The sequence below is a fragment of the Streptococcus sp. LQJ-218 genome (assembly GCF_003428885.1).
Taxonomy (GTDB): domain Bacteria; phylum Bacillota; class Bacilli; order Lactobacillales; family Streptococcaceae; genus Streptococcus.
In genome coordinates this window covers 19,658-42,958 of the sequence record NZ_QQRU01000003.1, presented here as the reverse complement: position 1 = coordinate 42,958, position 23,301 = coordinate 19,658, and the positions used below count along the sequence as shown (strand labels likewise).

The 23,301-nt window shown below is 40.6% G+C and carries 22 protein-coding genes; 18 read left to right on the top strand and 4 right to left on the bottom strand.

Annotation, left to right across the window (positions count from 1 at the left end; all coding sequences use genetic code 11):
* The first annotated feature begins 89 nt into the window (after positions 1–89).
* Both deoD and D2908_RS03140 read left to right on the top strand, forming a co-directional pair.
* Positions 90–800 carry a purine-nucleoside phosphorylase gene (deoD, locus tag D2908_RS03145; RefSeq protein WP_045763751.1) on the top strand — a complete coding sequence of 237 codons (711 nt, stop codon included), beginning with the start codon at positions 90–92 and terminating at the stop codon, positions 798–800.
* A gap of 229 nt (positions 801–1,029) precedes the next feature.
* Entirely contained in the window at positions 1,030–1,761 is a 732-nt protein-coding gene (locus D2908_RS03140; RefSeq protein WP_117304807.1) for an NAD-dependent protein deacylase, read from the top strand.
* Between the two features lie 371 nt (positions 1,762–2,132).
* Here D2908_RS03140 and D2908_RS03130 read toward each other — a convergent pair whose 3' ends face one another.
* The 3 genes from D2908_RS03130 to coaA all read right to left on the bottom strand — a co-directional run bounded on the left by D2908_RS03130 (position 2,133) and on the right by coaA (position 3,931).
* Positions 2,133–2,645: a DNA topology modulation protein gene (locus tag D2908_RS03130; protein WP_117304805.1), complete on the bottom strand. Its 513-nt coding sequence runs from the start codon at positions 2,643–2,645 to the stop codon at positions 2,133–2,135.
* 64 nt (positions 2,646–2,709) lie between these two features.
* Positions 2,710–2,958, bottom strand: a complete 249-nt coding sequence (gene rpsT, locus D2908_RS03125) for a 30S ribosomal protein S20 (RefSeq protein ID WP_029689628.1) — start codon at positions 2,956–2,958, stop codon at positions 2,710–2,712.
* A gap of 52 nt (positions 2,959–3,010) precedes the next feature.
* Positions 3,011–3,931: a type I pantothenate kinase gene (coaA, locus tag D2908_RS03120; RefSeq protein ID WP_117304803.1), complete on the bottom strand. Its 921-nt coding sequence runs from the start codon at positions 3,929–3,931 to the stop codon at positions 3,011–3,013.
* Positions 3,932–4,131: 200 nt separating this feature from the next.
* Between coaA and D2908_RS03115 the strand changes: the two genes are divergently transcribed.
* The 9 genes from D2908_RS03115 (at position 4,132) to D2908_RS03075 (ending at position 12,500) form a co-directional block, all read left to right on the top strand.
* Entirely contained in the window at positions 4,132–4,536 is a 405-nt protein-coding gene (locus D2908_RS03115; protein ID WP_117304802.1) for a hypothetical protein, read from the top strand.
* A gap of 210 nt (positions 4,537–4,746) precedes the next feature.
* Entirely contained in the window at positions 4,747–5,337 is a 591-nt protein-coding gene (locus tag D2908_RS03110) for a class I SAM-dependent methyltransferase (protein WP_117304800.1), read from the top strand.
* Complete coding sequence (locus D2908_RS03105; RefSeq protein WP_117304799.1) at positions 5,334–6,611, top strand: pyrimidine-nucleoside phosphorylase; 1,278 nt, start codon at positions 5,334–5,336, stop codon at positions 6,609–6,611. The genes D2908_RS03110 and D2908_RS03105 overlap by 4 nt, the downstream gene beginning before the upstream one ends.
* Before the next feature lie 19 nt (positions 6,612–6,630).
* A complete protein-coding gene (gene deoC / locus D2908_RS03100; RefSeq protein WP_117304797.1) occupies positions 6,631–7,293 on the top strand; it encodes a deoxyribose-phosphate aldolase in 663 nt (220 codons plus the stop codon).
* Complete coding sequence (locus tag D2908_RS03095; protein ID WP_117304795.1) at positions 7,280–7,669, top strand: cytidine deaminase; 390 nt, start codon at positions 7,280–7,282, stop codon at positions 7,667–7,669. Before deoC ends, D2908_RS03095 begins: the two co-directional genes overlap by 14 nt.
* A gap of 89 nt (positions 7,670–7,758) precedes the next feature.
* A complete protein-coding gene (locus tag D2908_RS03090; RefSeq protein WP_117304793.1) occupies positions 7,759–8,811 on the top strand; it encodes a BMP family protein in 1,053 nt (350 codons plus the stop codon).
* A 143-nt stretch (positions 8,812–8,954) separates the two neighbouring features.
* Positions 8,955–10,490: an ABC transporter ATP-binding protein gene (locus D2908_RS03085; protein ID WP_117304792.1), complete on the top strand. Its 1,536-nt coding sequence runs from the start codon at positions 8,955–8,957 to the stop codon at positions 10,488–10,490.
* Positions 10,483–11,541 (top strand): ABC transporter permease, encoded by a 1,059-nt coding sequence (locus D2908_RS03080; RefSeq protein ID WP_117304790.1) that lies wholly within the window; start codon positions 10,483–10,485, stop codon positions 11,539–11,541. The genes D2908_RS03085 and D2908_RS03080 overlap by 8 nt, the downstream gene beginning before the upstream one ends.
* Before the next feature lie 2 nt (positions 11,542–11,543).
* On the top strand, positions 11,544–12,500 hold the full coding sequence (locus D2908_RS03075) for an ABC transporter permease (protein WP_117304788.1): 957 nt from the start codon (positions 11,544–11,546) through the stop codon (positions 12,498–12,500).
* Positions 12,501–12,534: 34 nt separating this feature from the next.
* On the opposite strand, the gene plsY is transcribed toward D2908_RS03075, so the two are convergent.
* The gene (gene plsY / locus D2908_RS03070; protein ID WP_117304787.1) at positions 12,535–13,176 is read right to left on the bottom strand and encodes a glycerol-3-phosphate 1-O-acyltransferase PlsY; all 642 of its coding nucleotides are present in this window, start codon (positions 13,174–13,176) and stop codon (positions 12,535–12,537) included.
* 135 nt (positions 13,177–13,311) lie between these two features.
* Between plsY and parE the strand changes: the two genes are divergently transcribed.
* The 7 genes from parE to D2908_RS03035 all read left to right on the top strand — a co-directional run bounded on the left by parE (position 13,312) and on the right by D2908_RS03035 (position 23,242).
* On the top strand, positions 13,312–15,255 hold the full coding sequence (gene parE / locus D2908_RS03065) for a DNA topoisomerase IV subunit B (protein WP_117304785.1): 1,944 nt from the start codon (positions 13,312–13,314) through the stop codon (positions 15,253–15,255).
* Between the two features lie 23 nt (positions 15,256–15,278).
* Positions 15,279–15,686, top strand: a complete 408-nt coding sequence (locus tag D2908_RS03060; RefSeq protein ID WP_117304783.1) for a YkvA family protein — start codon at positions 15,279–15,281, stop codon at positions 15,684–15,686.
* Between the two features lie 140 nt (positions 15,687–15,826).
* Entirely contained in the window at positions 15,827–16,654 is an 828-nt protein-coding gene (locus tag D2908_RS03055) for an aminoglycoside 6-adenylyltransferase (protein ID WP_117304782.1), read from the top strand.
* Between the two features lie 29 nt (positions 16,655–16,683).
* The gene (locus D2908_RS03050) at positions 16,684–17,244 is read left to right on the top strand and encodes a GTP pyrophosphokinase (RefSeq protein WP_117304780.1); all 561 of its coding nucleotides are present in this window, start codon (positions 16,684–16,686) and stop codon (positions 17,242–17,244) included.
* Between the two features lie 378 nt (positions 17,245–17,622).
* Positions 17,623–20,094: a DNA topoisomerase IV subunit A gene (gene parC / locus D2908_RS03045; protein ID WP_117304778.1), complete on the top strand. Its 2,472-nt coding sequence runs from the start codon at positions 17,623–17,625 to the stop codon at positions 20,092–20,094.
* 135 nt (positions 20,095–20,229) lie between these two features.
* Entirely contained in the window at positions 20,230–21,252 is a 1,023-nt protein-coding gene (locus tag D2908_RS03040) for a branched-chain amino acid aminotransferase (protein WP_117304777.1), read from the top strand.
* 22 nt (positions 21,253–21,274) lie between these two features.
* Positions 21,275–23,242: a peptide ABC transporter substrate-binding protein gene (locus D2908_RS03035; RefSeq protein ID WP_117304775.1), complete on the top strand. Its 1,968-nt coding sequence runs from the start codon at positions 21,275–21,277 to the stop codon at positions 23,240–23,242.
* Positions 23,243–23,301 lie beyond the last annotated feature (59 nt).

Below are 23,301 nucleotides of genomic sequence, written 5' to 3'. Positions count from 1 at the left end.
GGAAAAAGATAGTTGGTCTAGCGAGCATCGCTCACTGCACTCAACTCCTATTTTCCCTTCGCTTTTTGACGGGTTTGGTATCTTATATTATGTCTATCCATATTGCTGCTAAGCAGGGTGAAATTGCTGATAAAATTCTTCTTCCTGGGGATCCTCTTCGTGCGAAATTTATCGCTGAGAATTTTCTTGAAGATGCTGTTTGCTTTAACGAAGTGCGTAACATGTTTGGTTACACTGGAACTTACAAGGGTCACCGTGTATCTGTCATGGGTACAGGGATGGGTATGCCCTCAATCTCTATCTATGCTCGTGAATTGATTGTCGATTACGGCGTGAAAAAATTGATTCGTGTTGGAACTGCGGGCTCTTTGAATGAGGATGTTCACGTTCGTGAGTTGGTCTTGGCGCAAGCAGCTGCAACCAACTCAAACATCATCCGCAACGACTGGCCTCAATACGATTTTCCTCAAATTGCTAGCTTTGATTTGCTAGATAAGGCCTACCATATTGCCAAAGATCTCGGTATGACTACTCACGTAGGAAATGTCTTGTCATCAGACGTTTTCTATTCAAACTACTTTGAAAAGAACATCGAGCTTGGTAAGTGGGGAGTAAAAGCGGTGGAAATGGAAGCGGCAGCCCTATACTACCTTGCAGCTCAACACCATGTTGACGCCCTTGCTATCATGACTATTTCAGATAGTTTGGTTAATCCAGATGAAGATACAACTGCAGAAGAACGTCAAAACACCTTCACTGATATGATGAAGGTTGGTCTAGAAACATTGATAGCTGACTAAAGGTAGGCTCTATTCAGAATGATTTCTCTTGTTCTCAAAATGATAACCACCAACAATGAATCAATTCTGAAATAGGTAAGAATAAAGAAATTGAAGAAAGCCTAATAGTGTCAAAGGACCGAGACTAGTCAGTTTAATATCTAAATCATAATCAAATAAAGTTGAAAGCCCAGTTGACAGTAGCCAAAGGTTTTCAACTTTTTAACTTGAAAATTCCTAGGAGTACAAAATGGATAAAATTGAACAACTACAAGGTATTATTGATCAAAGTCAGAAAATTGTCTTTTTCGGTGGTGCAGGGGTTTCTACAGAGTCTAATATTCCAGATTTTCGTAGTTCAGATGGTGTCTATAGTCTGAAGTTGGGGCGCCATTTTACTGCCGAGCAACTGGTTTCACGCACTATGTTTGAGCGCTATCCAGAGGATTTTTTTGACTTCTACAAAAAGTATTTAGTCTATCCAGATGCCAAGCCGAATTTAGCACATGATTATCTAGCGTATTTGGAAAAAACAGGTAAATTAATGGCGATTGTGACGCAAAATATCGATAGCCTCCATGAAATGGCAGGATCTCAGAAAGTGTTGAAACTGCATGGTAGTGCAGATCGTAATTATTGTTTGGGCTGTCATCGCTTTTATGATTTGACTGCCTTTTTGGCACTTGAAGGTCCAGTTCCCCACTGCTTAGATTGTGGAAAAGTGGTCAAACCTGACGTAACCCTTTATGAGGAAGCGCTAGATATGGATGTATTTAGTCGCGCAGCTCGAGCCATTCAGCAAGCAGATTTGTTGATCATTGCTGGAACTTCTTTAGTTGTTTATCCTGCAGCTAGTCTAATCAATTATTTTTCAGGGTCAAATCTTGTCCTTATCAACAAGTCCAGCACTCCTCAAGACAGTCAAGCTGATTTAGTTATCGAAGGTAAGATTGGAGAAGTTTTTTCTAAATTGAGACAATAAAAAACTGAAAGAAGTAGGATTTTACTTCCTTCAGTTTTTTTGTATCACGAACTCAGAAACTATAAACAAGATTCTCTCTATTTATCGGGGAATCTCAAATTTGATTTATAAATTGCTCGAGTTATTTTTAATTGTTGAATAAAATGAAACAGAAAAGAGGCTGGGACAAAAGTCCTAGCCTCTCAATTGTCGAGCAAGACGCAGTGGTTGAGTGGGCTCTACTACGCTGATTTCATCAGCTTTTACAGCCCTACTCAACTGTGCGGAGGTGGGACGACGAAATCGAATTCTAACGAATTACCGATTTCTGTCCCACTCTCTTTTTTAGTCAATCAATACATGTTGATTTTAATGAAATGCTACTATATTGTTTAGATTTTTAAAGATTGCAAAAAACAATCAATCTCTGCTTGAGAATGGAGATTATGCATCTTTTCTGAGTAAGTATTGTTTAAGTATTGGTATCTATCCTTAGCATTTTTTGTTCGACCATCCCAGAGAATCCAACGGATAAATTCCCAATTGAATTGCTCAGGGCATCCCTTAGCCATACTTTCTCTCACTTTGCCTCTGTATTTTAAATAGCGCTTAAAGGCTCTTAGCAAACAAGTCCAAGCTGAGAAGTTTAAAAAGATAATCTGGTCAGCTTCGTCCATTCTTTCCTCATAACAACACCAAGAATAGTTGCCATCGATTACCCAATTTTCATTTCTGGATAAAAAATCCTTCATTTCCTTATGCATCCAGTCACGGTCACTGTCTTGCCAACCAGGTTGAAATTGGAGAGTATCTATATGAAGTTTTGGGATAGAGTAGTGCCTAGCTAGTTTTTCTGCCAGAGTAGATTTTCCTGATCCAGAATATCCAATGATAGCTATTTTCATAATAACCTCCGGAAAATGTGCACAAAAAAAGCTCCGAGGAGCTCATTTTGTATGCAGTTAATGATTAACCAAGTTTAGCTGCAAGACGTGCTTTATCACGGCTAGCTTTGTTTTTGTGGATCAAACCTTTAGTTTCTGCTTTATCGATAGCTGAGCTGGCAGCACGGTAAAGTTCTTCAGATGGGTTTGCTTCAAAAGCTTTGATAGCAGTACGCATAGCTGATTTTTGAGCTGAGTTCTTTTCGTTTTGTTTAACGTTCAATTCAGCGCGTTTGATAGCTGATTTAATGTTTGCCAATGTTCTTACCTCCATTTTTACTAACTATACCATTATATCTGAAAACTTACGTTTTGACAAGGGAAAATTATTTTTTTAAGTAAATTTCATCGATTTCATGGTTCTTTGTTTTATGCAGAATCACTTCCGCACGATTTCGGGTCGGTTCAATATAATTTTGTAGATTTGTGAGATTGATACTGGTCCAGACTTGATGGGCAAAATCCTTCACTTCATTAAGAGGAAGTTGAGTGAAACGGTAGTAATAGTTGCCTGGATCATCCTGAGCAAAACTAAGAAGTTTTAAGAAACGATCCAAATACCAGCTTTCAATATGCTCGACTGCGGCATCGACATAGATTGAAAAGTCAAAGAAATCAGTGATGTAAAGACGTTCGTTTTGTGGATTTTGAAAGACATTGATTCCTTCAACAATGACAAAATCAGCGGCTTCTACTCGTTGTTTTTGACCTGGTACGATATCATAGATTTCATGAGAATAAACAGGTATATCCACATCCTGCCCATTTTTAAGTTGGTCTAGGAAATTGAGCAAAGCTTCCATGTCGTAGCTCTCAGGAAAACCCTTGCGGTTGAGAATATCTTGCTCAATTAAGACACTATTTGGGTATAAAAAACCATCCGTAGTAACTAGTTCAACACTTGCTCCAGGAACGATACGAGAAAGCAAAATTTGCAAGAGCCGACTTGTGGTTGATTTACCAACGGCAACACTCCCAGAAACCCCAATGATAAAAGGCTGGGATTTGCTTTCACGTTGAAGGAAAATTCCTTTTGAAAAGGCAAGGTCTTCTTTGGAACGTTTGTAAATCTGAATCAGATTTGCCAATGGCAGATAGATATCAGTAACATCTTGTAGGCTAATCTGGTCATTGAAACTCTTAATTGAATCTAATTCTTCCTCGGTCAAGGGAGGAGTTGTTTTGCGATGCAAAGATTGCCAAGTTTGGCGGCTGATTTTTTCAAAATGTAAAAATTCGTTGGTCATGTGTTTTCCCCTAGATATTTTGTCTATCTTACCATAAAAAGCTAAAAAAATAAAGCGGTTTCTTGATGGTAGTAAGCTGATATAGTATAATAGAGGTAGATAGAGGTTGACCAATTTATAGATGAAATAGGAGATAGTTTCTGCTGATTTATAAGCTAATAAAGGGGGCTTTTTAGTTCACAACTTATAGGAGGTGTACTATGAAAACCTTGAAACGTTACATATTGGAACTCTGTTTTATTTTAAGTTTTGCTTTACCTTTTATAAAAGGAGCCAATGCGAATAATGGTAGACGCTTTGTGGAAATCTATTACGGTTTTACTTTTTTAATGGAACATGCTATTGTAACAGCTATTTTTATCTGTTCGCTCTTGCTTGCTTTCTTCCTAAAAAAACGGTGGATGAAATGGCTTGCTGCTGGTAGTTATGTCTTTTTAGTCCTATGGATTGCGACAGAGGGTTATTTCTTCCGCATGTCACTAGTAGATTTGATACGACTTTGGACAAGTTTGGAAATCCTGACAAAAACGTATCAGTTGGGCTTTTATCTAAACATCTTGTTGGGAATTTTGTTGATAATTAAGTATCTGAAGATTAAGCAATAGTAATAATAAATACGCCCGATTATAGATGATAAACTTTTTGTTATATCCTGATTATGCTATTTCTAGTTCTAAATGGCTTTTCATTCATCTATAAGTGTTAAAAGAGATTGAAGAAAAGGTCTTCTTGACTAGTTTTCTTCAGTCTTTTTCGTTTTATTATCCATTTGTAAACGATTTACAATTTAAGGCAAATTATGGTAAAATAGTTTCATGAGTAAAATGTATTATGCAGAAAATCCTGACGCTGCTCACGACATTCATGAGTTGAGAGTGGACTTGTTGGGAGAAAAAATGACTTTTTTGACGGATGCGGGTGTTTTTAGCAAGAAAATGGTTGACTTTGGAAGTCAACTCTTGCTCAAGTGTCTTGAGGTCAATCAAGGAGAAACTGTCCTTGATGTAGGCTGTGGTTACGGACCTTTGGGCTTGTCCTTAGCTAAGGCTTATGGAGTTCAGGCGACCATGGTCGATATCAATAATCGTGCCTTGGATTTGGCGCGGCAAAATGCTGAACGAAATAAAGTAGAAGCGATGATTTTCCAGTCCAACATCTATGAACAAGTTGAAGGGAAATTTGACCATGTCATTTCCAATCCTCCTATCCGTGCGGGCAAGCAAGTGGTTCATGAAATCATTGTGAAAAGTAAAGATTTCTTGGAAACTGGTGGAGATTTAACAATCGTTATCCAGAAAAAACAAGGGGCTCCAAGTGCCAAATCCAAGATGGAAGATGTGTTTGGCAATTGTGAAGTCGTTAAAAAAGATAAGGGATACTATATCCTTAGAAGTGTGAACGAATGAGAGCAGTTGATTTAATCCAAAAGAAACGAGACGGGCAAGAACTGACTTCGAGTGAAATTGAATGGTTAGTTGAAGGTTATGTGTCAGGAACAGTTCCCGATTATCAGATGTCTGCCTTTGCTATGGCTGTTTATTTCAAAGGAATGACGACTCGAGAAATCTCTGATTTGACCATGAAGATGGTTCAGACGGGGCAAGAGTTTGATTTATCCGCTATTGATGGCGTTAAAGTTGATAAGCATTCTACAGGTGGTGTTGGTGATAAGGTGACTTTGATTTTAGCTCCTTTAGTAGCGAGTTTTGGAGTTCCAGTTGCCAAAATGAGTGGTCGTGGTCTCGGCCATACAGGCGGTACAATCGATAAATTGGAGTCCATTAAGGGCTATCAAGTCGAGCGCAGTCAAGAGGATTTTATTCGTCAGGTGCAGGATATTGGTGTATCTGTCATCGGGCAATCAGACCAGCTGGTCAAAGCAGACAAGCTTCTCTATGCCCTTCGTGACGTAACAGCAACTGTCGACACGATTCCCCTAATTGCAAGTTCGGTGATGAGCAAGAAAATTGCTGCAGGAGCGGATGCTATTTTGCTAGACGTGACTGTCGGTGAGGGTGCCTTCATGAAGACGGTTGATGAGGCACGCGAGTTGGCTCAAACCATGGTGGAACTCGGTAAGGCAGTTGGCCGAAAGACAGTAGCAGTTATTACGGATATGAGCCAGCCCTTGGGACGAGCAATTGGAAATCGTCTGGAAATCCTTGAAGCACTGGAGATTTTACAAGGGCAAGGCCGTCAGGATATTACTCACTTCATCTGTGAATTGGCTCAGATTATGCTTTCTCTGGCAAATGTAAATAAAACAGTTGAAGAAGTTCGCCAACATCTTGAAAATGGTCAAGCGCTGGCTAAGTTTGAGGAGATGGTCCGAGCCCAAAGCGGAGACTTGGAAGACCTCTATCGCCCTGTAGATGTAGCCCATGTGGTGGAAATCCCTGCTCAGGAAACGGGGGTCATTTCAGCTCTTCCAGCTATGGAATTTGGGCTTTTTGCTATGAGACTGGGTGCTGGTCGTGCAGTTAAGACTGATGATTTGGACTATGAAACTGGAATTGTTTTTGAAAAGAAGGTTGGAGACTCCGTTCAAAAGGGAGAAATTGTTGCAAAAGTATACACAAATGGAAAAATTTCTCCTCAGCTAGTTACAGATTTTCAAAAATATGTTAAAATAAATGATAGAGTGCAAAGTTTACGTGAAATTATAGAAATTATTTCATAAACCGCAGGAGAATCCGAATATGAAATTAAATAAATATATTGATCATACGCTTTTGAAACAAGATGCGACAGAAAATCAAATTGATTGTTTGTTATCTGAAGCTAAAGAGTATGATTTTGCCAGTGTTTGCGTTAATCCGACCTGGGTTGAACATGCTAAAAAAGGACTTGAAGGCACAGATGTAAAGGTCTGCACAGTAGTAGGTTTCCCTTTGGGAGCAACAACTTCCTCTGTGAAAGCTTTTGAAGCAAAAGAAGCTATCCAAAATGGTGCCGATGAGATTGATATGGTGATCAATGTTGGGGCTCTCAAATCAGGCAATGTAGCCTTGGTTGAGTCGGATATTCGAGCAGTAGTGGAAGCAAGTGGTGATAAGTTAGTGAAAGTCATTATTGAAGCTTGCCTTCTAACAGACCAAGAAAAAGTTGTGGCTTGCCAATTAGCCCAAAAAGCTGGAGCTGATTTTGTGAAAACATCTACTGGCTTTTCAACTGGTGGTGCGACGGTAGCAGATGTTAGATTAATGCGTGAAACAGTTGGGCCTAAAATGGGTGTCAAGGCTGCAGGTGGAGCTCGTTCTTATGCAGATGCTCTTGCCTTTGTAGAAGCAGGTGCGACCCGTATCGGAACTTCATCTGGGGTAGCCATTTTAAAAGGAGAATTGGCAGATGGCGACTACTGAGTTGATTGAACTAGCAATTGAAACCAGCAAGAATGCCTATGTGCCCTATTCTCATTTTCCAGTCGGAGCTGTTCTAGTCGCAAAAGATGGTAGTATTTATACAGGTGTCAATATCGAGAATGCTAGTTATTCTTTGACCAACTGTGGAGAACGCACAGCGATTTTTAAAGCAGTTTCCGAAGGTCAAAGAGAGTTTTCAGAATTGATTGTCTATGGACAGACTGAACAACCAATCTCGCCATGTGGTGCTTGTCGCCAAGTGATGGCTGAATTTTTTGAACAAGATCTAAAAGTGACCTTAGTCGCAAAAGATAAATCGACGGTCGAGATGACGGTCGGGGAATTACTTCCATACTCTTTTACAGACTTAAACTAGTCTGAGTCACTCTCTGAGTGGCACGGTCCTTGTGACCAACCAATCCATACTTGCAACATCGTTGCACATCTTATTTAGGAGGTTCAGTAATGAACAAGAAACAATGGCTAGGCCTTGGTCTAGTTGCAGTGGCAGCAGTTGGACTTGCTGCATGTGGTAATCGCTCTTCTCGTAACGCAGCTTCATCTTCTGATGTGAAAACAAAAGCAGCAATCGTAACTGATACTGGTGGTGTTGATGACAAATCATTCAACCAATCAGCTTGGGAAGGTTTGCAAGACTGGGGTAAAGAACATAATCTTTCAAAAGATAAAGGTTTCACTTACTTCCAATCAACAAGTGAAGCTGACTATGCTAACAACTTGCAACAAGCGGCTGGAAGTTACAACCTAATCTTCGGTGTTGGTTTTGCTCTTCACAATGCGGTTGAAGAAGCAGCAAAAGAGCATACTGACATCAACTATGTCTTGATTGATGATGTGATTAAAGACCAAAAGAATGTTGTTAGCGTAACTTTTGCTGATAATGAGTCAGGTTACCTTGCAGGTGTAGCTGCAGCTAAAACAACTAAGACAAAACAAGTTGGTTTTGTAGGTGGGCAGGAGTCAGAAGTTATCTCTCGTTTTGAAGCTGGTTTCAAGGCAGGTGTTGCGTCAGTAGACCCATCTATCAAAGTACAAGTTGACTACGCTGGTTCATTCGGTGATGCCGCTAAAGGTAAAACAATTGCAGCAGCGCAATACGCAGCTGGTGCAGATATTGTTTACCAAGTAGCTGGTGGTACAGGTGCTGGTGTCTTTGCAGAAGCAAAATCACTCAACGAAAGCCGTCCTGAAAATGAAAAAGTTTGGGTTATTGGTGTTGACCGTGACCAAGAAGCAGAAGGTAAATACACTTCTAAAGATGGTAAAGAATCAAACTTTGTTCTTGTATCTACTTTGAAACAAGTCGGTACAACTGTAAAAGATATTGCTAACAAGACAGAAAAAGGTGAATTCCCTGGCGGTCAAGTGATCGTTTATTCATTGAAAGATAAAGGGGTTGACTTGGCAGTAACAAACCTTTCAGAAGAAGGTAAAAAAGCTGTTGAGGATGCTAAAGCTAAAATCCTTGATGGAAGCGTAAAAATTCCTGAAAAATAATGGATGGAAGTCATTTCTTAGGAAGCGGCCAAGGGCCGCTTTTTTAAGAGTTGAGACAAAGTCATTTTGTCTCAGTAAAGCTTGCTACTAGAGAAACTAGCAAGTTTTATTGAAATAAAATAAGACTCTGAAAGGAAGAGCACATGGCACACGAAAATGTCATTGAGATGCGTGATATTACCAAGGTGTTTGGTGAATTTGTTGCCAACGACAAAATCAACTTACACTTACGAAAAGGTGAAATTCATGCACTTTTAGGAGAAAATGGGGCTGGGAAGTCCACGCTAATGAACATGTTAGCAGGGCTTCTTGAACCAACCAGTGGTGAAATTGTGGTCAACGGCCAAGTTGTCAATCTCGACTCACCATCTAAAGCAGCTAGCTTGGGAATCGGAATGGTTCATCAACATTTTATGTTGGTAGATGCTTTCACAGTGGCTGAAAACATTATTTTAGGTAGTGAATTAACTAAAAATGGTGTATTAGATATCGCTGGAGCTATCAAAGAAATCAAGGCTCTTTCTGAACGTTATGGCTTAGCTGTTGATCCTTCTGCTAAGGTGGCAGACATCTCAGTTGGGGCCCAACAACGTGTAGAAATTTTAAAAACCCTTTATCGGGGGGCTGATATCCTGATCTTTGACGAACCGACGGCTGTCTTGACTCCATCAGAAATTGATGAATTGATGACTATTTTGAAAAATCTTGTCAAAGAAGGAAAATCAATTATCTTGATTACCCACAAGTTGGATGAGATTCGCGCAGTTTCTGACCGAGTTACAGTTATCCGTCGTGGGAAATCAATTGAAACCGTCGAAATTGCAGGGGCTACCAATGCTGATTTAGCAGAAATGATGGTGGGTCGTTCTGTTTCCTTTAAAACAGAGAAACAAGCTTCTCAGCCAAAAGAAGTGGTCTTGTCTATCAAGGACTTAGTGGTCAATGAAAACCGCGGTGTCCCAGCTGTGAAAAATCTGTCCTTGGATGTTCGTGCTGGAGAGATTGTTGGGATTGCAGGGATTGATGGGAATGGTCAGTCTGAACTGATTCAAGCTATCACAGGTCTTCGCAAGGTAGAATCTGGTAGCATTGAACTAAAAGGAGATTCAATTGTAGGCTTGCACCCACGTCAGATTACAGAGTTGAGTGTTGGGCACGTTCCAGAAGACCGTCACCGTGATGGTTTAATTTTGGAAATGATGATTTCTGAAAATATTGCTCTTCAAACCTACTACAAAGAACCACATAGTAAAAATGGAATTTTGAACTATTCAAATATTACTTCTTATGCTAAAAAGCTAATGGAAGAATTTGATGTTCGTGCTGCCAGTGAATTGGTTCCTGCAGCGGCACTCTCAGGAGGGAATCAACAAAAAGCAATTATTGCTCGTGAAATTGATCGAGATCCTGATCTCCTTATCGTCAGCCAGCCAACTCGTGGGTTGGATGTCGGTGCCATTGAATATATCCACAAACGCTTGATTGAAGAGCGTGATAATGGTAAGGCTGTCCTTGTTGTCAGCTTTGAATTAGATGAGATTTTAAACGTCTCAGACCGTATTGCCGTTATCCATGATGGTAAGATTCAAGGTATTGTGTCACCAGAAACAACCAATAAACAAGAACTTGGTGTCTTGATGGCTGGTGGAAACTTGGGAAAGGAGAAGAGTGATGTCTAAAAAATTACAACAAATTTCGGTTCCCTTGATTTCTGTCTTCCTAGGAATTTTACTCGGAGCTATTGTCATGTGGATCTTCGGTTATGACGCTATTTGGGGCTACGAAGAATTGTTCTATACAGCTTTTGGTAGTCTACGCGGGATTGGGGAAATCTTCCGTGCTATGGGACCTCTAATCTTGATTGGTCTTGGTTTTGCCGTTGCCAGTCGCGCTGGTTTCTTTAACGTCGGACTTCCTGGTCAGGCTTTGGCAGGTTGGATTCTCAGTGGTTGGTTTGCCCTGTCGCATCCAGATATGCCACGTCCCTTGATGATTCTAGCAACCATCGCGATTGCCTTGATTGCTGGTGGGATTGTCGGTGCGATTCCAGGTATTCTGAGAGCCTATCTAGGGACGTCAGAGGTTATCGTAACCATCATGATGAACTACATTGTTTTGTATGTAGGAAATGCCTTTATCCATGCTTTCCCTAAAGACTTCATGCAAAGTACAGATTCGACCATTCGTGTTGGGGCTAATGCAACCTACCAGACACCTTGGTTGTCTGAGTTGACTGGTAATTCGCGGATGAATATCGGTATTTTCTTTGCCATCATTGCCGTTGCAGTCATTTGGTTCATGCTCAAGAAAACAACCCTTGGTTTTGAAATCCGTGCAGTTGGTCTTAATCCACATGCTTCAGAATACGCTGGTATTTCTGCAAAACGAACAATTATCCTCTCAATGATTATTTCAGGTGCCTTGGCAGGCCTTGGTGGAGCTGTTGAAGGTCTGGGAACCTTCCAGAACGTCTATGTTCAAGGATCGTCATTAGCTATCGGATTTAACGGGATGGCGGTTAGCCTGCTTGCGGCCAACTCACCAATTGGTATTCTCTTTGCAGCCTTCCTATTTGGTGTTCTCCAAGTTGGTGCGCCGGGTATGAACGCAGCTCAAGTTCCGTCTGAGCTTGTCAGCATTGTAACAGCGTCCATTATCTTCTTTGTCAGTGTTCATTACCTTATCGAACGCTTTGTCAAACCCAAAAAACAAGTTAAAGGAGGTAAGTAAAGATGTCTATTACAACCTTGCTCACCCTCTTGGTGTCTTCTATGCTGATTTACTCAGCACCTCTCATCTTTACAAGTATCGGAGGAGTTTTCTCTGAACGTGGTGGTGTGGTAAACGTAGGCCTTGAAGGAATTATGGTTATGGGTGCTTTTTCTGGAGTTGTCTTTAACCTTGAATTTGCACAAGATTTAGGAGCGTCAACTCCTTGGTTAGCTCTACTAGTTGGAGGATTAGTCGGAGCTATCTTCTCGCTCATTCACGCAGTGGCTACAGTTCATTTCCGTGCAGACCATGTTGTCAGCGGTACGGTATTGAACTTGATGGCACCAGCCTTGGCTGTTTTCTTGGTGAAAGTACTTTATAACAAGGGACAAACGGATAACTTAACGCAAACATTTGGACGTTTTGATTTCCCTATTTTAGCTAATATCCCTGTTATCGGTGATATCTTCTTCAAGTCAACTAGTCTACTTGGTTATCTGGCCATTGCCTTCTCATTTCTTGCTTGGTTTATTCTCTTTAAGACTCGCTTTGGTCTTCGTCTCCGCTCTGTCGGTGAACATCCTCAAGCAGCGGATACCTTGGGAATCAATGTCTACAAGATGAGATATTTAGGAGTTATTATTTCAGGTTTCCTAGGTGGAATTGGCGGAGCGATTTATGCTCAATCCATCTCAGTTAACTTCTCAGTGACAACTATTGTTGGACCTGGCTTTATCGCCCTTGCTGCGATGATCTTCGGAAAATGGAATCCAATCGGAGCCATGCTATCTAGCCTCTTCTTTGGACTTTCACAAAGTTTGGCTGTTATCGGTTCTCAATTGCCGTTCCTACAAGGAGTGCCTACGGTTTATCTTCAAATCGCTCCTTATGTTTTGACTATTCTTGTCTTAGCAGCCTTCTTTGGAAAAGCAGTTGCGCCTAAGGCAGACGGTATCAACTACATCAAATCAAAATAAGCATACAAAAAAACGTCAGTACAGAACTGGCGTTTTATTTTTTAGGATGTTGGTGGGTCAAGTTCAATCCCCAAGGGACCAAATTTTCGGTTTTATTTTTGATACGAGCGATATTGTCCTTATGGCGAATGATAATCAAGCTAGCAAGTGCTAGGATAATCAAAATGAAGAGAGGGTCATAGCTGTTTAGGATAAAACCAAAAAGTGGAAGGAATAAAACCCCGATAACGGCTGCGATAGATGCTGTGACACTAGACAGTGAAATCATACTACCAAGATAAAGAGTTCCAAAGAAAACAATCGCTAGATAGAGGCAGAAGACAGGCGCAAATCCGAAAACTACTCCAGCACTAGTTGCGACAGCCTTGCCCCCTTTAAATCCTGCAAAGATAGGAAAGGTATGTCCAACGACAGCCAAAAGTCCAAAGATGAGGGGCGAAACGCCTTGCAGATGAAACATAATCGGAAGAAGCGTTGCTAGGGTTCCTTTAAAAAAGTCAATGACAAAGGTTGCCATGCCCGCTTTCTTACCTAAAATGCGGAAGGTATTGGTTGTTCCAGTATTTCCAGAACCATGCTCGCGCAGATTGATTTGAAAGAATACTTGTCCAATCCAGAGACCAGACGGAATCGAACCCAGCAGATAGGCTAGGATTAATAAAACTATTGTAATCATACTCCTATTATATCATGAAATGGAGAAGAAAGGCAGAGAATCTCTTCTGAAATTATCACACCGGAGAAAGAAAAATTTTGCAAAATCCTTGGAAAACCTGTAGAATAGTAAAGATGAACGAATAGGAGGTTCCTTGTGTCAAAAAAGGAAATCAATATTAACAATTATAATGATGACGCCATTCAGGTGCTAGAAGGGTTGGATGCGGTTCGAAAACGTCCAGGGATGTATATCGGATCGACTGATGGTGCTGGTCTCCATCACCTCGTTTGGGAAATCGTGGACAATGCAGTCGATGAAGCCTTATCTGGATTTGGTGATCGTATCGATGTAATTATCAATAAAGACGGCAGTTTAACGGTTCAAGACCATGGACGTGGAATGCCGACAGGTATGCACGCTATGGGAATCCCAACAGTTGAGGTTATCTTTACCATTCTTCACGCCGGAGGGAAATTTGGTCAAGGAGGATACAAGACATCAGGTGGACTTCACGGGGTAGGATCTTCCGTTGTTAATGCCCTTTCTAGCTGGTTAGAAGTAGAAATTACCCGTGATGGTACAATCTACAAGCAACGTTTTGAAAATGGGGGCAAGCCTGTCACGACCCTGAAGAAAATTGGTACAGCACCCAAGTATAAGACAGGTACCAAGGTTACGTTTATGCCTGATGCTAGTATTTTTTCTACGACAGATTTTAAATACACTACCATCTCAGAGCGTCTTAATGAATCAGCATTTCTTCTGAAAAATGTGACCTTGTCTTTGACAGATAAGCGAACAGATGAAGCAATCGAGTTCCATTATGAGAACGGGGTACAGGACTTTGTTTCTTATCTAAACGAAGACAAGGAAACCTTGACGCCAGTTCTATACTTTGAAGGTGAAGACAATAGTTTCCAAGTGGAAGTGGCCCTCCAGTACAATGATGGATTTTCAGATAATATCTTGTCCTTTGTCAATAACGTTCGCACCAAGGATGGTGGAACGCATGAGACAGGACTCAAGTCAGCCATTACCAAGGTTATGAATGACTATGCGCGCAAGACGGGGCTTCTCAAGGAAAAAGATAAAAATCTTGAAGGGTCAGACTATCGTGAGGGGCTAGCGGCTGTCCTCTCTATTCTAGTTCCTGAAGAACATTTGCAGTTTGAGGGCCAGACCAAGGACAAACTAGGAAGTCCACTAGCTCGCCCAGTTGTGGATGGAATTGTGACTGATAAGTTGACTTTCTTCCTAATGGAAAACGGAGAATTGGCTTCGAACCTCATCCGCAAGGCTATCAAGGCCCGTGATGCTCGCGAAGCAGCACGTAAGGCCCGTGATGAGAGTCGAAATGGTAAGAAAAATAAAAAAGACAAGGGCTTGTTGTCTGGGAAATTGACCCCAGCTCAGTCTAAGAATCCATCTAAGAATGAACTCTATCTAGTCGAGGGAGATTCTGCCGGTGGATCTGCCAAACAAGGTCGTGACCGCAAGTTTCAGGCTATTTTGCCTCTTCGTGGTAAGGTGATCAATACAGCCAAGGCTAAGATGGCAGATATCCTCAAAAATGAGGAAATCAATACTATGATTTATACTATTGGCGCGGGTGTTGGGGCAGACTTCTCCCTTGAAGATGCTAACTATGATAAGATCATTATCATGACCGATGCGGATACTGACGGTGCTCACATCCAAACACTTCTCTTAACCTTCTTTTATCGCTACATGCGTCCACTAGTCGAGGCAGGACATGTCTATATCGCCCTTCCACCTCTTTACAAGATGTCCAAAGGAAAAGGCAAGAAAGAAGACGTGGCTTACGCTTGGACGGACGGAGAATTAGAAGAACTCCGCAAACAGTTCGGTAAAGGCGCTACCCTCCAACGCTACAAGGGGCTTGGTGAGATGAATGCGGACCAGCTCTGGGAAACAACTATGAACCCAGAAACGCGTACCCTCATCCGTGTCACAATCGAAGACCTAGCTCGCGCGGAACGCCGCGTCAATGTCCTCATGGGAGATAAAGTCGAACCACGACGTAAGTGGATTGAGGACAATGTCAAGTTTACGCTGGAAGAAGCAACAGTATTTTAAAAGATCCAAAAAGGAGAACAACAATGTCAAATAATCTGTCTGAAGATCAAGTAAAAGAAGCTCTTGAAAGTGGATATGGGCAGTCTGAAGCTTTATTAAATGATAAAGATGAATTAGATAATTTTTTGTATCGTTTGGAGCAAAAAATTAACGATATGCCATTTGTGGGAAAGAAATTTTCGATGATCCCAGTCATGATTTCCTTAGTGAAACATTATGTTCAAAGGAAATACACAACGGTTCCTTATGGAACTATTTTAGCCGTTTTAAGCGCACTTATTTATTTCCTTTCCCCAATTGATATTATTCCAGATTTTATTCCGTTAGCAGGCTACTTTGATGATATGGCTGTAATGGGATTGTGTATGAAAATGGTAAATACTGATATCGAATCCTATGATGAATGGCGACGGTCGCAAGGATTAATTTAAGTCAATAAATTAGATTATTATCAATCAATTCTTTATAAGTGGGAATTATCAAAACATTTTAAATCCTACATTATAGACAATATTTAATTTTACTATCAGATCCCTTATTCATTTTTATAATAAACAAAGAAATGATAAACATGAGAACAGAACCCGAAATACTTGATTTAATTTTTAAAACCGCAAAAACGCTTCAAGTCGAGGCCGTCGTTATGTCTGGTTCACGGACAAATTCACAAGCACCACAAGATGAATTTCAAGATTACGATGTTGTCTATGTTGTAGACGACTTTGATAATCTGACGAATGACCTTTCTTGGCTGGACCAGTTCGGTAAACGCCTCATTGAGCAAGAGGTTACTCTTGGACATCGCCGTCTCTACCTCATGCTCTTTGAAGATGGAAATAGAATTGATCTAACCCTCTGTCCAAAACAACAAATTCAAGAGTGGGTGGATAGTGAGGCTGATTATACAGTTTTGAAAGATGATAAAGGTTTGTTTGAATCTTATCCGCCTAGTCCGAGGCGCTACTGGACGAATCTAGCTAGTCAGACCGATTTTGAAAAAGCCTGTAATGAGTTTTGGTGGGTGTCGGCCTACGTTGTCAAAGGGATTTGTCGGAATCAGCTCATCTACGCGACCGACCATCTTTATGGGATTTGTCAGCAAGAGCTACTAAAAGTCTTAGCTTGGCAAGTAGCAAGTGATAGAGGAGCAGTTGACATCGGTAAAAATTACAAGTATCTTTTCCAGTCTTTACCTATAGAGAATGGGGAGGCATTCTCCTCTCTCCTTGATTTTTCAAGTATAGGGAGAATCACTCAGTCTTTACTGGCTACAATGCAACTTTTCTACCAAGAGGCTCAATCTCTTGCACAAAAAATGGGGTTTGACTACGATAAAGAAGTGGCTGAGAAGATGATTGAGTATGCTGAGGAAAGAGTGAAGAAGTTTGGGAATAACTAGAAAAATGAAAAAGCGAGAGGAGAAGACTCATGATTGAAAAAGTGGAACGCCTCATTACAGAGATTAATCGTATTCATCTAGAATATTCTAAAGATTATTTTGAAACGGGTAAGGTGGAAAAAATCAATCTCAAGCATACCTTTTCAAAAGTTCCGACTAAAGCGATTTTGGCCTACCGTCTGAATTTACATGAGTCAATTAATGACTATCTGATGAAAGCGGATGTCCAAGATATTGCTTATGTTTATCGTGTCAAAACTTCTGAGTCTATTTTAGATAAAATTACACGTTTTTCTGAGCGTCAAGAGGGCTATCCTGTGAATTCTATTCTTAATGATATTTTTGGTGCTCGTATGATTTTAAGTTCCAAAGAGATAGCTCAAGTCATGGATAAATTAGATGATTGGCAAGAGATTTACGGACTAAAAAACTGGTATTTACGTGATAAAGATGGCTATGTCGGTATTCATATCTATTTTAAAAATAAAAGTAATTTTTACTACCCATGGGAACTCCAACTTTGGGATAGGAAAGATGTAGATAGCAATATCGCCAGTCATATCAAGTATAAACGAGGATTTGTGAAGTAGACACTTCAAGTGAAAATGACGATACAGGAATTAGATGAAACTCACTTACTCTCTATTTTTTCTTTTTCCATAATATTTACTCTCCATTCTTCGAAAGGGGTTGAACACGCCCTAAATGCTATGTGAAATTTCCTTAATACTAACCGAATTAATAAATTTTAAGTACTTTAAACTACAGAAAGGGTAGTTTGGTTACTTATAGTAACTGAAAAATGGGACTAATCCTTTCTACATCCTTTTATCATTACATACTCTACATTCTTTGAAAGGAGTTGAACACGCCCTCAATGCTGTGTGAAAAAGATAAATTCTCTTGCGAGCATCGTTCACTACAAGAATTTCCTATTTTCACTTTTCATTTTACGGGCTTAGTATCCTATGTCTAACATTCAAAATATGTCTCTGGAGGACATTATGGGAGAGCGCTTTGGTCGCTACTCCAAATACATTATTCAAGACCGGGCTTTGCCAGATATTCGTGATGGATTGAAGCCGGTTCAACGTCGTATTCTTTATTCGATGAATAAGGATGGCAATACCTTTGACAAGAGCTACCGTAAGTCGGCCAAGTCTGTCGGGAATATCATGGGGAATTTCCACCCACATGGAGACAGTTCTATCTATGATGCCATGGTTCGTATGTCTCAGGACTGGAAGAACCGTGAGATTCTAGTCGAAATGCACGGTAACAATGGTTCTATGGATGGTGATCCGCCTGCGGCAATGCGTTATACGGAGGCACGATTGTCTGAGATTGCCGGTTACCTTCTTCAAGATATCGAAAAAAAGACAGTTCCCTTTGCTTGGAACTTTGACGATACCGAGAAAGAGCCAACTGTCTTGCCAGCAGCATTTCCAAACCTCTTGGTCAATGGCTCGACTGGTATTTCGGCTGGTTATGCCACAGATATTCCTCCGCATAATCTGGCCGAAGTTATCGATGCCACAGTCTATATGATTGATCATCCGACTGCCAAGGTGGAAAAGCTCATGGAATTCTTGCCTGGCCCAGACTTCCCGACTGGAGGGATTATCCAAGGCCGTGATGAGATCAAAAAGGCTTATAAAACTGGTAAGGGGCGCGTGGTTGTCCGTTCCAAGACTGAGATTGAAAAGCTAAAAGGTGGTAAGGAACAAATCGTTATCACTGAGATTCCTTATGAAATCAACAAGGCTAATCTAGTCAAGAAAATTGATGATGTTCGTGTCAATAATAAGGTGGCTGGAATTGCTGAGGTTCGGGATGAGTCTGACCGTGATGGTCTTCGCATTGCGATTGAACTTAAGAAAGACGCCAATACCGAGCTGGTTCTAAACTATCTACTTAAGTACACCGACCTACAAATCAACTACAACTTTAACATGGTGGCGATTGACAATTTCACACCTCGTCAGGTTGGAATTGTCCCAATCTTGTCTAGCTATATTGCCCACCGTCGTGAAGTCATCTTAGCACGTTCTCGCTTTGATAAAGAAAAGGCTGAAAAACGCCTCCATATCGTGGAAGGTTTGATTCGTGTCATCTCTATCTTAGATGAAGTCATTGCCCTTATCCGTGCTTCTGAGAATAAGGCTGACGCCAAGGAAAACCTCAAGGTCAGTTATGATTTTACGGAAGAGCAGGCTGAGGCTATCGTAACCTTGCAACTGTACCGTTTGACCAATACCGATGTGGTTGTCTTGCAGAAAGAGGAAGCAGAACTTCGTGAAAAAATTGCTATGCTGGCGGCGATTATCGGTGATGAACGTACTATGTATAATCTTATGAAGAAAGAACTTCGTGAGGTTAAGAAGAAGTTTGCAACTTCGCGTTTAAGTTCGTTAGAAGATACAGCAAAAGTGATTGAGATTGATACTGCTAGCCTTATCGCTGAAGAAGATACTTACGTCAGCGTGACGAAGGCAGGCTATATCAAACGTACCAGCCCACGTTCTTTTGCGGCTTCCACCTTAGAAGAAATTGGTAAACGTGATGATGATCGTTTGATTTTTGTACAATCTACTAAAACAACCCAGCATCTTTTGATGTTCACTACTCTTGGAAATATCATTTATCGACCAATCCATGAATTGGCAGATATTCGCTGGAAGGATATCGGTGAGCATTTGAGCCAGACTATTACAAACTTCGAAACGAACGAAGAAATCCTTTATGCAGAAGTGGTAGATGAGTTTGATGATGCGACAACCTACTTTGCTGCAACTCGTCTCGGTCACATTAAACGGGTAGAACGCAAAGAATTCTCTCCATGGCGAACCTACAAGTCTAAGTCTGTCAAGTATGCTAAGCTCAAAGATGATACAGACCAGATTGTAGCAGTAGCTCCAATCAAACTAGATGATGTTCTCTTGATTAGCCAAAATGGCTATGCCCTTCGTTTCAATATCGAAGAGGTTCCGGTTGTCGGTGCCAAGGCTGCGGGTGTCAAGGCTATGAACTTGAAAGAAGATGATGTCCTCCAATCCGCCTTTATCTGTAACACCTCATCCTTCTACCTCTTGACCCAACGTGGAAGCTTGAAGCGTGTCTCTTGTGAGGACATTCCAGCAACCAGTCGTGCCAAACGAGGATTACAAGTCTTGCGTGAGTTGAAAAACAAACCGCATCGTGTCTTCTTAGCAGGAGCAGTTGCAGAACAAGGATTTGTTGGTGATCTCTTCAAGACAGAAGTGAAAGAGAAAGACCAAACGCTGCTTGTTCAATCCAATAAAGGGACAATCTATGAAAGCAGATTGCAAGACTTGAACCTGTCAGAACGGACTAGTAACGGAAGCTTCATTTCTGACACAATTTCAGATGAAGAAGTTTTTGACGCTTATCTTAAAGAAGTATTTACGGAAGCTAAATAAGTGAGATGAAGAATCAGTTCTAAGAACTGGTTCTTTTTTATTGAAGAAATTTTCTGAAAATTACAAAATATACTTGCTATTTTAGAAAAAAAGTGTAGAATAAAAGAAATAGGTTTTTAGAATAAGGAGTGGAATATGACAGTAACGATTGATTGGGAAAATCTCGGTTTTTCCTATATGAAATTACCTTATCGCTATATTGCTCATTTTAAAAATGGACAATGGGATCAAGGAGAGTTGACAGAAGATGCAACCTTGCATATTTCAGAGTCTTCTCCAAGTCTTCACTATGGTCAACAAGCATTCGAAGGTTTAAAAGCTTATCGTACTAAGGATGGCAGTATTCAACTGTTCCGTCCTGATGAAAATGCGAAACGCCTACAACGTACCTGTGATCGTCTCTTGATGCCACAAGTTCCGACAGACATGTTTGTAGAAGCTTGTAAGGCAGTTGTCCGTGCCAATGAAGAATATGTACCTCCATACGGAACAGGTGGAACCTTATATCTTCGCCCTCTTTTGATTGGAGTCGGAGATATTATCGGGGTAAAACCGGCAGAAGAGTACATTTTCACCATCTTTGCTATGCCAGTTGGAAATTACTTTAAAGGTGGTTTAGTCCCAACTAACTTCTTAATTCAGGATGAATACGACCGTGCAGCGCCAAATGGTACAGGTGCGGCTAAGGTTGGTGGAAACTATGCTGCAAGTCTCTTGCCAGGAAAAATAGCCAAGTCACGTCATTTCTCAGATGTTATCTATCTAGACCCATCAACTCATACAAAGATTGAAGAAGTCGGATCAGCTAACTTCTTTGGAATTACAGCTGATAATGAATTTGTAACACCATTGAGTCCATCTATCTTGCCATCTATTACCAAGTATTCTTTGCTTTATTTGGCAGAGCATCGCTTGGGCTTAACTCCTATTGAGGGGGATGTCCCGATTGATAACCTTGACCGTTTTGTAGAGGCAGGTGCTTGTGGTACCGCAGCGGTTATTTCTCCAATTGGAGGTATTCAACACGGTGATGATTTCCATGTGTTCTATAGTGAAACAGAAGTAGGTCCTGTGACTCGTAAACTCTATGATGAATTGACAGGAATTCAGTTTGGCGATATTGAAGCGCCAGAAGGTTGGATTGTAAAAGTAGATTAAAATTAACTAAAGGAGATTTTTTATGAAATCGAAAAAGTGGCTCTTAACAGCAGGAGTGGTCCTGAGTACAACAGCTCTTTTAGTAGCTTGTGGAAAAGCTGATAAAGAAGCAGATGCACCGACAACATTTTCATATGTCTATGCAGTAGATCCAGCATCTTTGGACTATAGCATAGCTACTCGTACATCTACAACCGATATTATCGGAAACGTGGTAGATGGTTTGATGGAAAACGACCAATACGGAAATGTTATTCCTTCCTTAGCTGAAGATTGGTCTGTCTCAAAAGATGGTTTGACTTATACCTATAAGCTTCGTAAAGGGGTTAAATGGTACACTTCAGAAGGTGAAGAATATGCAGAAGTAACAGCCCATGACTTTGTAACAGGATTGAAACACGTAGCTGACGGCAAGTCAGACGGTGTTTCTCTCATCCAAAATTCAATCAAGGGCTTGGATGCTTATATGACTGGTGAGACCAATGATTTCTCTACAGTTGGTGTCAAGGCCTTGGACGATTATACAGTTGAATATACCCTAAACAAACCAGAAAGCTTCTGGAACTCTAAAGTTACAACAGCAACGATGTTGCCTGTGAATGAAGAGTTTTTGAAGGCGTCAGGTAAAGATTATGGAGCAGTTACTCCAGCAGGAATTCTCTACAATGGTCCCTATATTTTGAAGACCTTGACGTCTAAATCGTTGATTGAATACGAGAAAAATCCAAATTATTGGGATAAAGAAAAGGTAAAAATTGAGAAGATTAAATTGACTTACTACGATGGTTCTGATCAAGAATCCTTGATTCGTAGTTTCTCTTCAGGTGCCTATACGACAGCCCGCCTCTTCCCAAGTAGCTCAAACTTTGCTTCAACTTTGGAACAATACGGAGATAAAATCACTTATAGCCCACAGGACTCAAGTAGCTATTACTTCACTTTTAACGTAAATCGTCAGTCATTCAATAAAACTGCGAAAACAAGTGAAGAACAAAAAACTTCTACAAAAGAAGCTATGCTTAATAAGGACTTCCGTCAGGCTATCAATTTTGCCTTCAACCGCCATTCTTATGCTGCCCAGCTAAATGGTGAAGACGGTGCGGATAAGATTATTCGTAACAGCCTCGTTCCTGACAACTTTGTGCAAGCAGGTGGAAAGAACTTTGGTCAAATCGCTCAAGCAGAGTTGGTGAACTATGGTGAGCAATGGAAGGACGTGGAGCTAGTTGATGGTAAGGATTCTATCTACAACCCTGACAAGGCTAAAGCTGCTTTTGAAAAAGCGAAAAAAGACTTGGAATCTAAAGGAGTAACTTTCCCAATTCACTTGGATGTCCCAGTTGAACAAACAGATACCATCGCCGTTCAACAAAGCAATTCTTTCAAACAGTCAATTGAATCAACTCTTGGTGCTGAAAATGTTGTTATCGACGTTCTTCAGATGACAGATAATGAAAAGGAAACAATTACTTCACAAGCACGTGTTCCTTCTCAAAAAGACTATGATTTGAACAGTACAGGATGGGCTCCAAGTTATCAAGACCCAGCATCTTACTTGAATATCATGGATCCTAAATCAGGTTCTGCTATGAAACACCTTGGTATTACTAAAGGGAAAGATAAGGATGTTGTAGCGCAACTTGGTTTAGACCAGTATAAGAAATTATTGGATGAAGCCGACTCAGAAACTACGAATCTTGAAGAGCGTTATGAAAAATATGCTAAGGCTCAAGCTTGGTTGACAGATAGTTCATTATTGATGCCGACAGCCTCATCTGGTGGTTCTCCAGTTGTAAGTAATGTAGTGCCATTCTCAAAACCATACTCACAAGTTGGTATTAAGGGTGACCCATATATCTTTAAAGGAATGAAATTGCAAAAAGATATCGTTACAACAAAAGAATATGAAGAAGCACTGAAAAAATGGCAAAAAGACAAATTAGAATCAAATGGTAAGTACCAAAAAGAACTAGAAAAACATATTAAATAAAGAATGGTATTGCTCTTGATAAAATTTTAAAAATACTGTCATTTGGGGTGTAAAGGAGT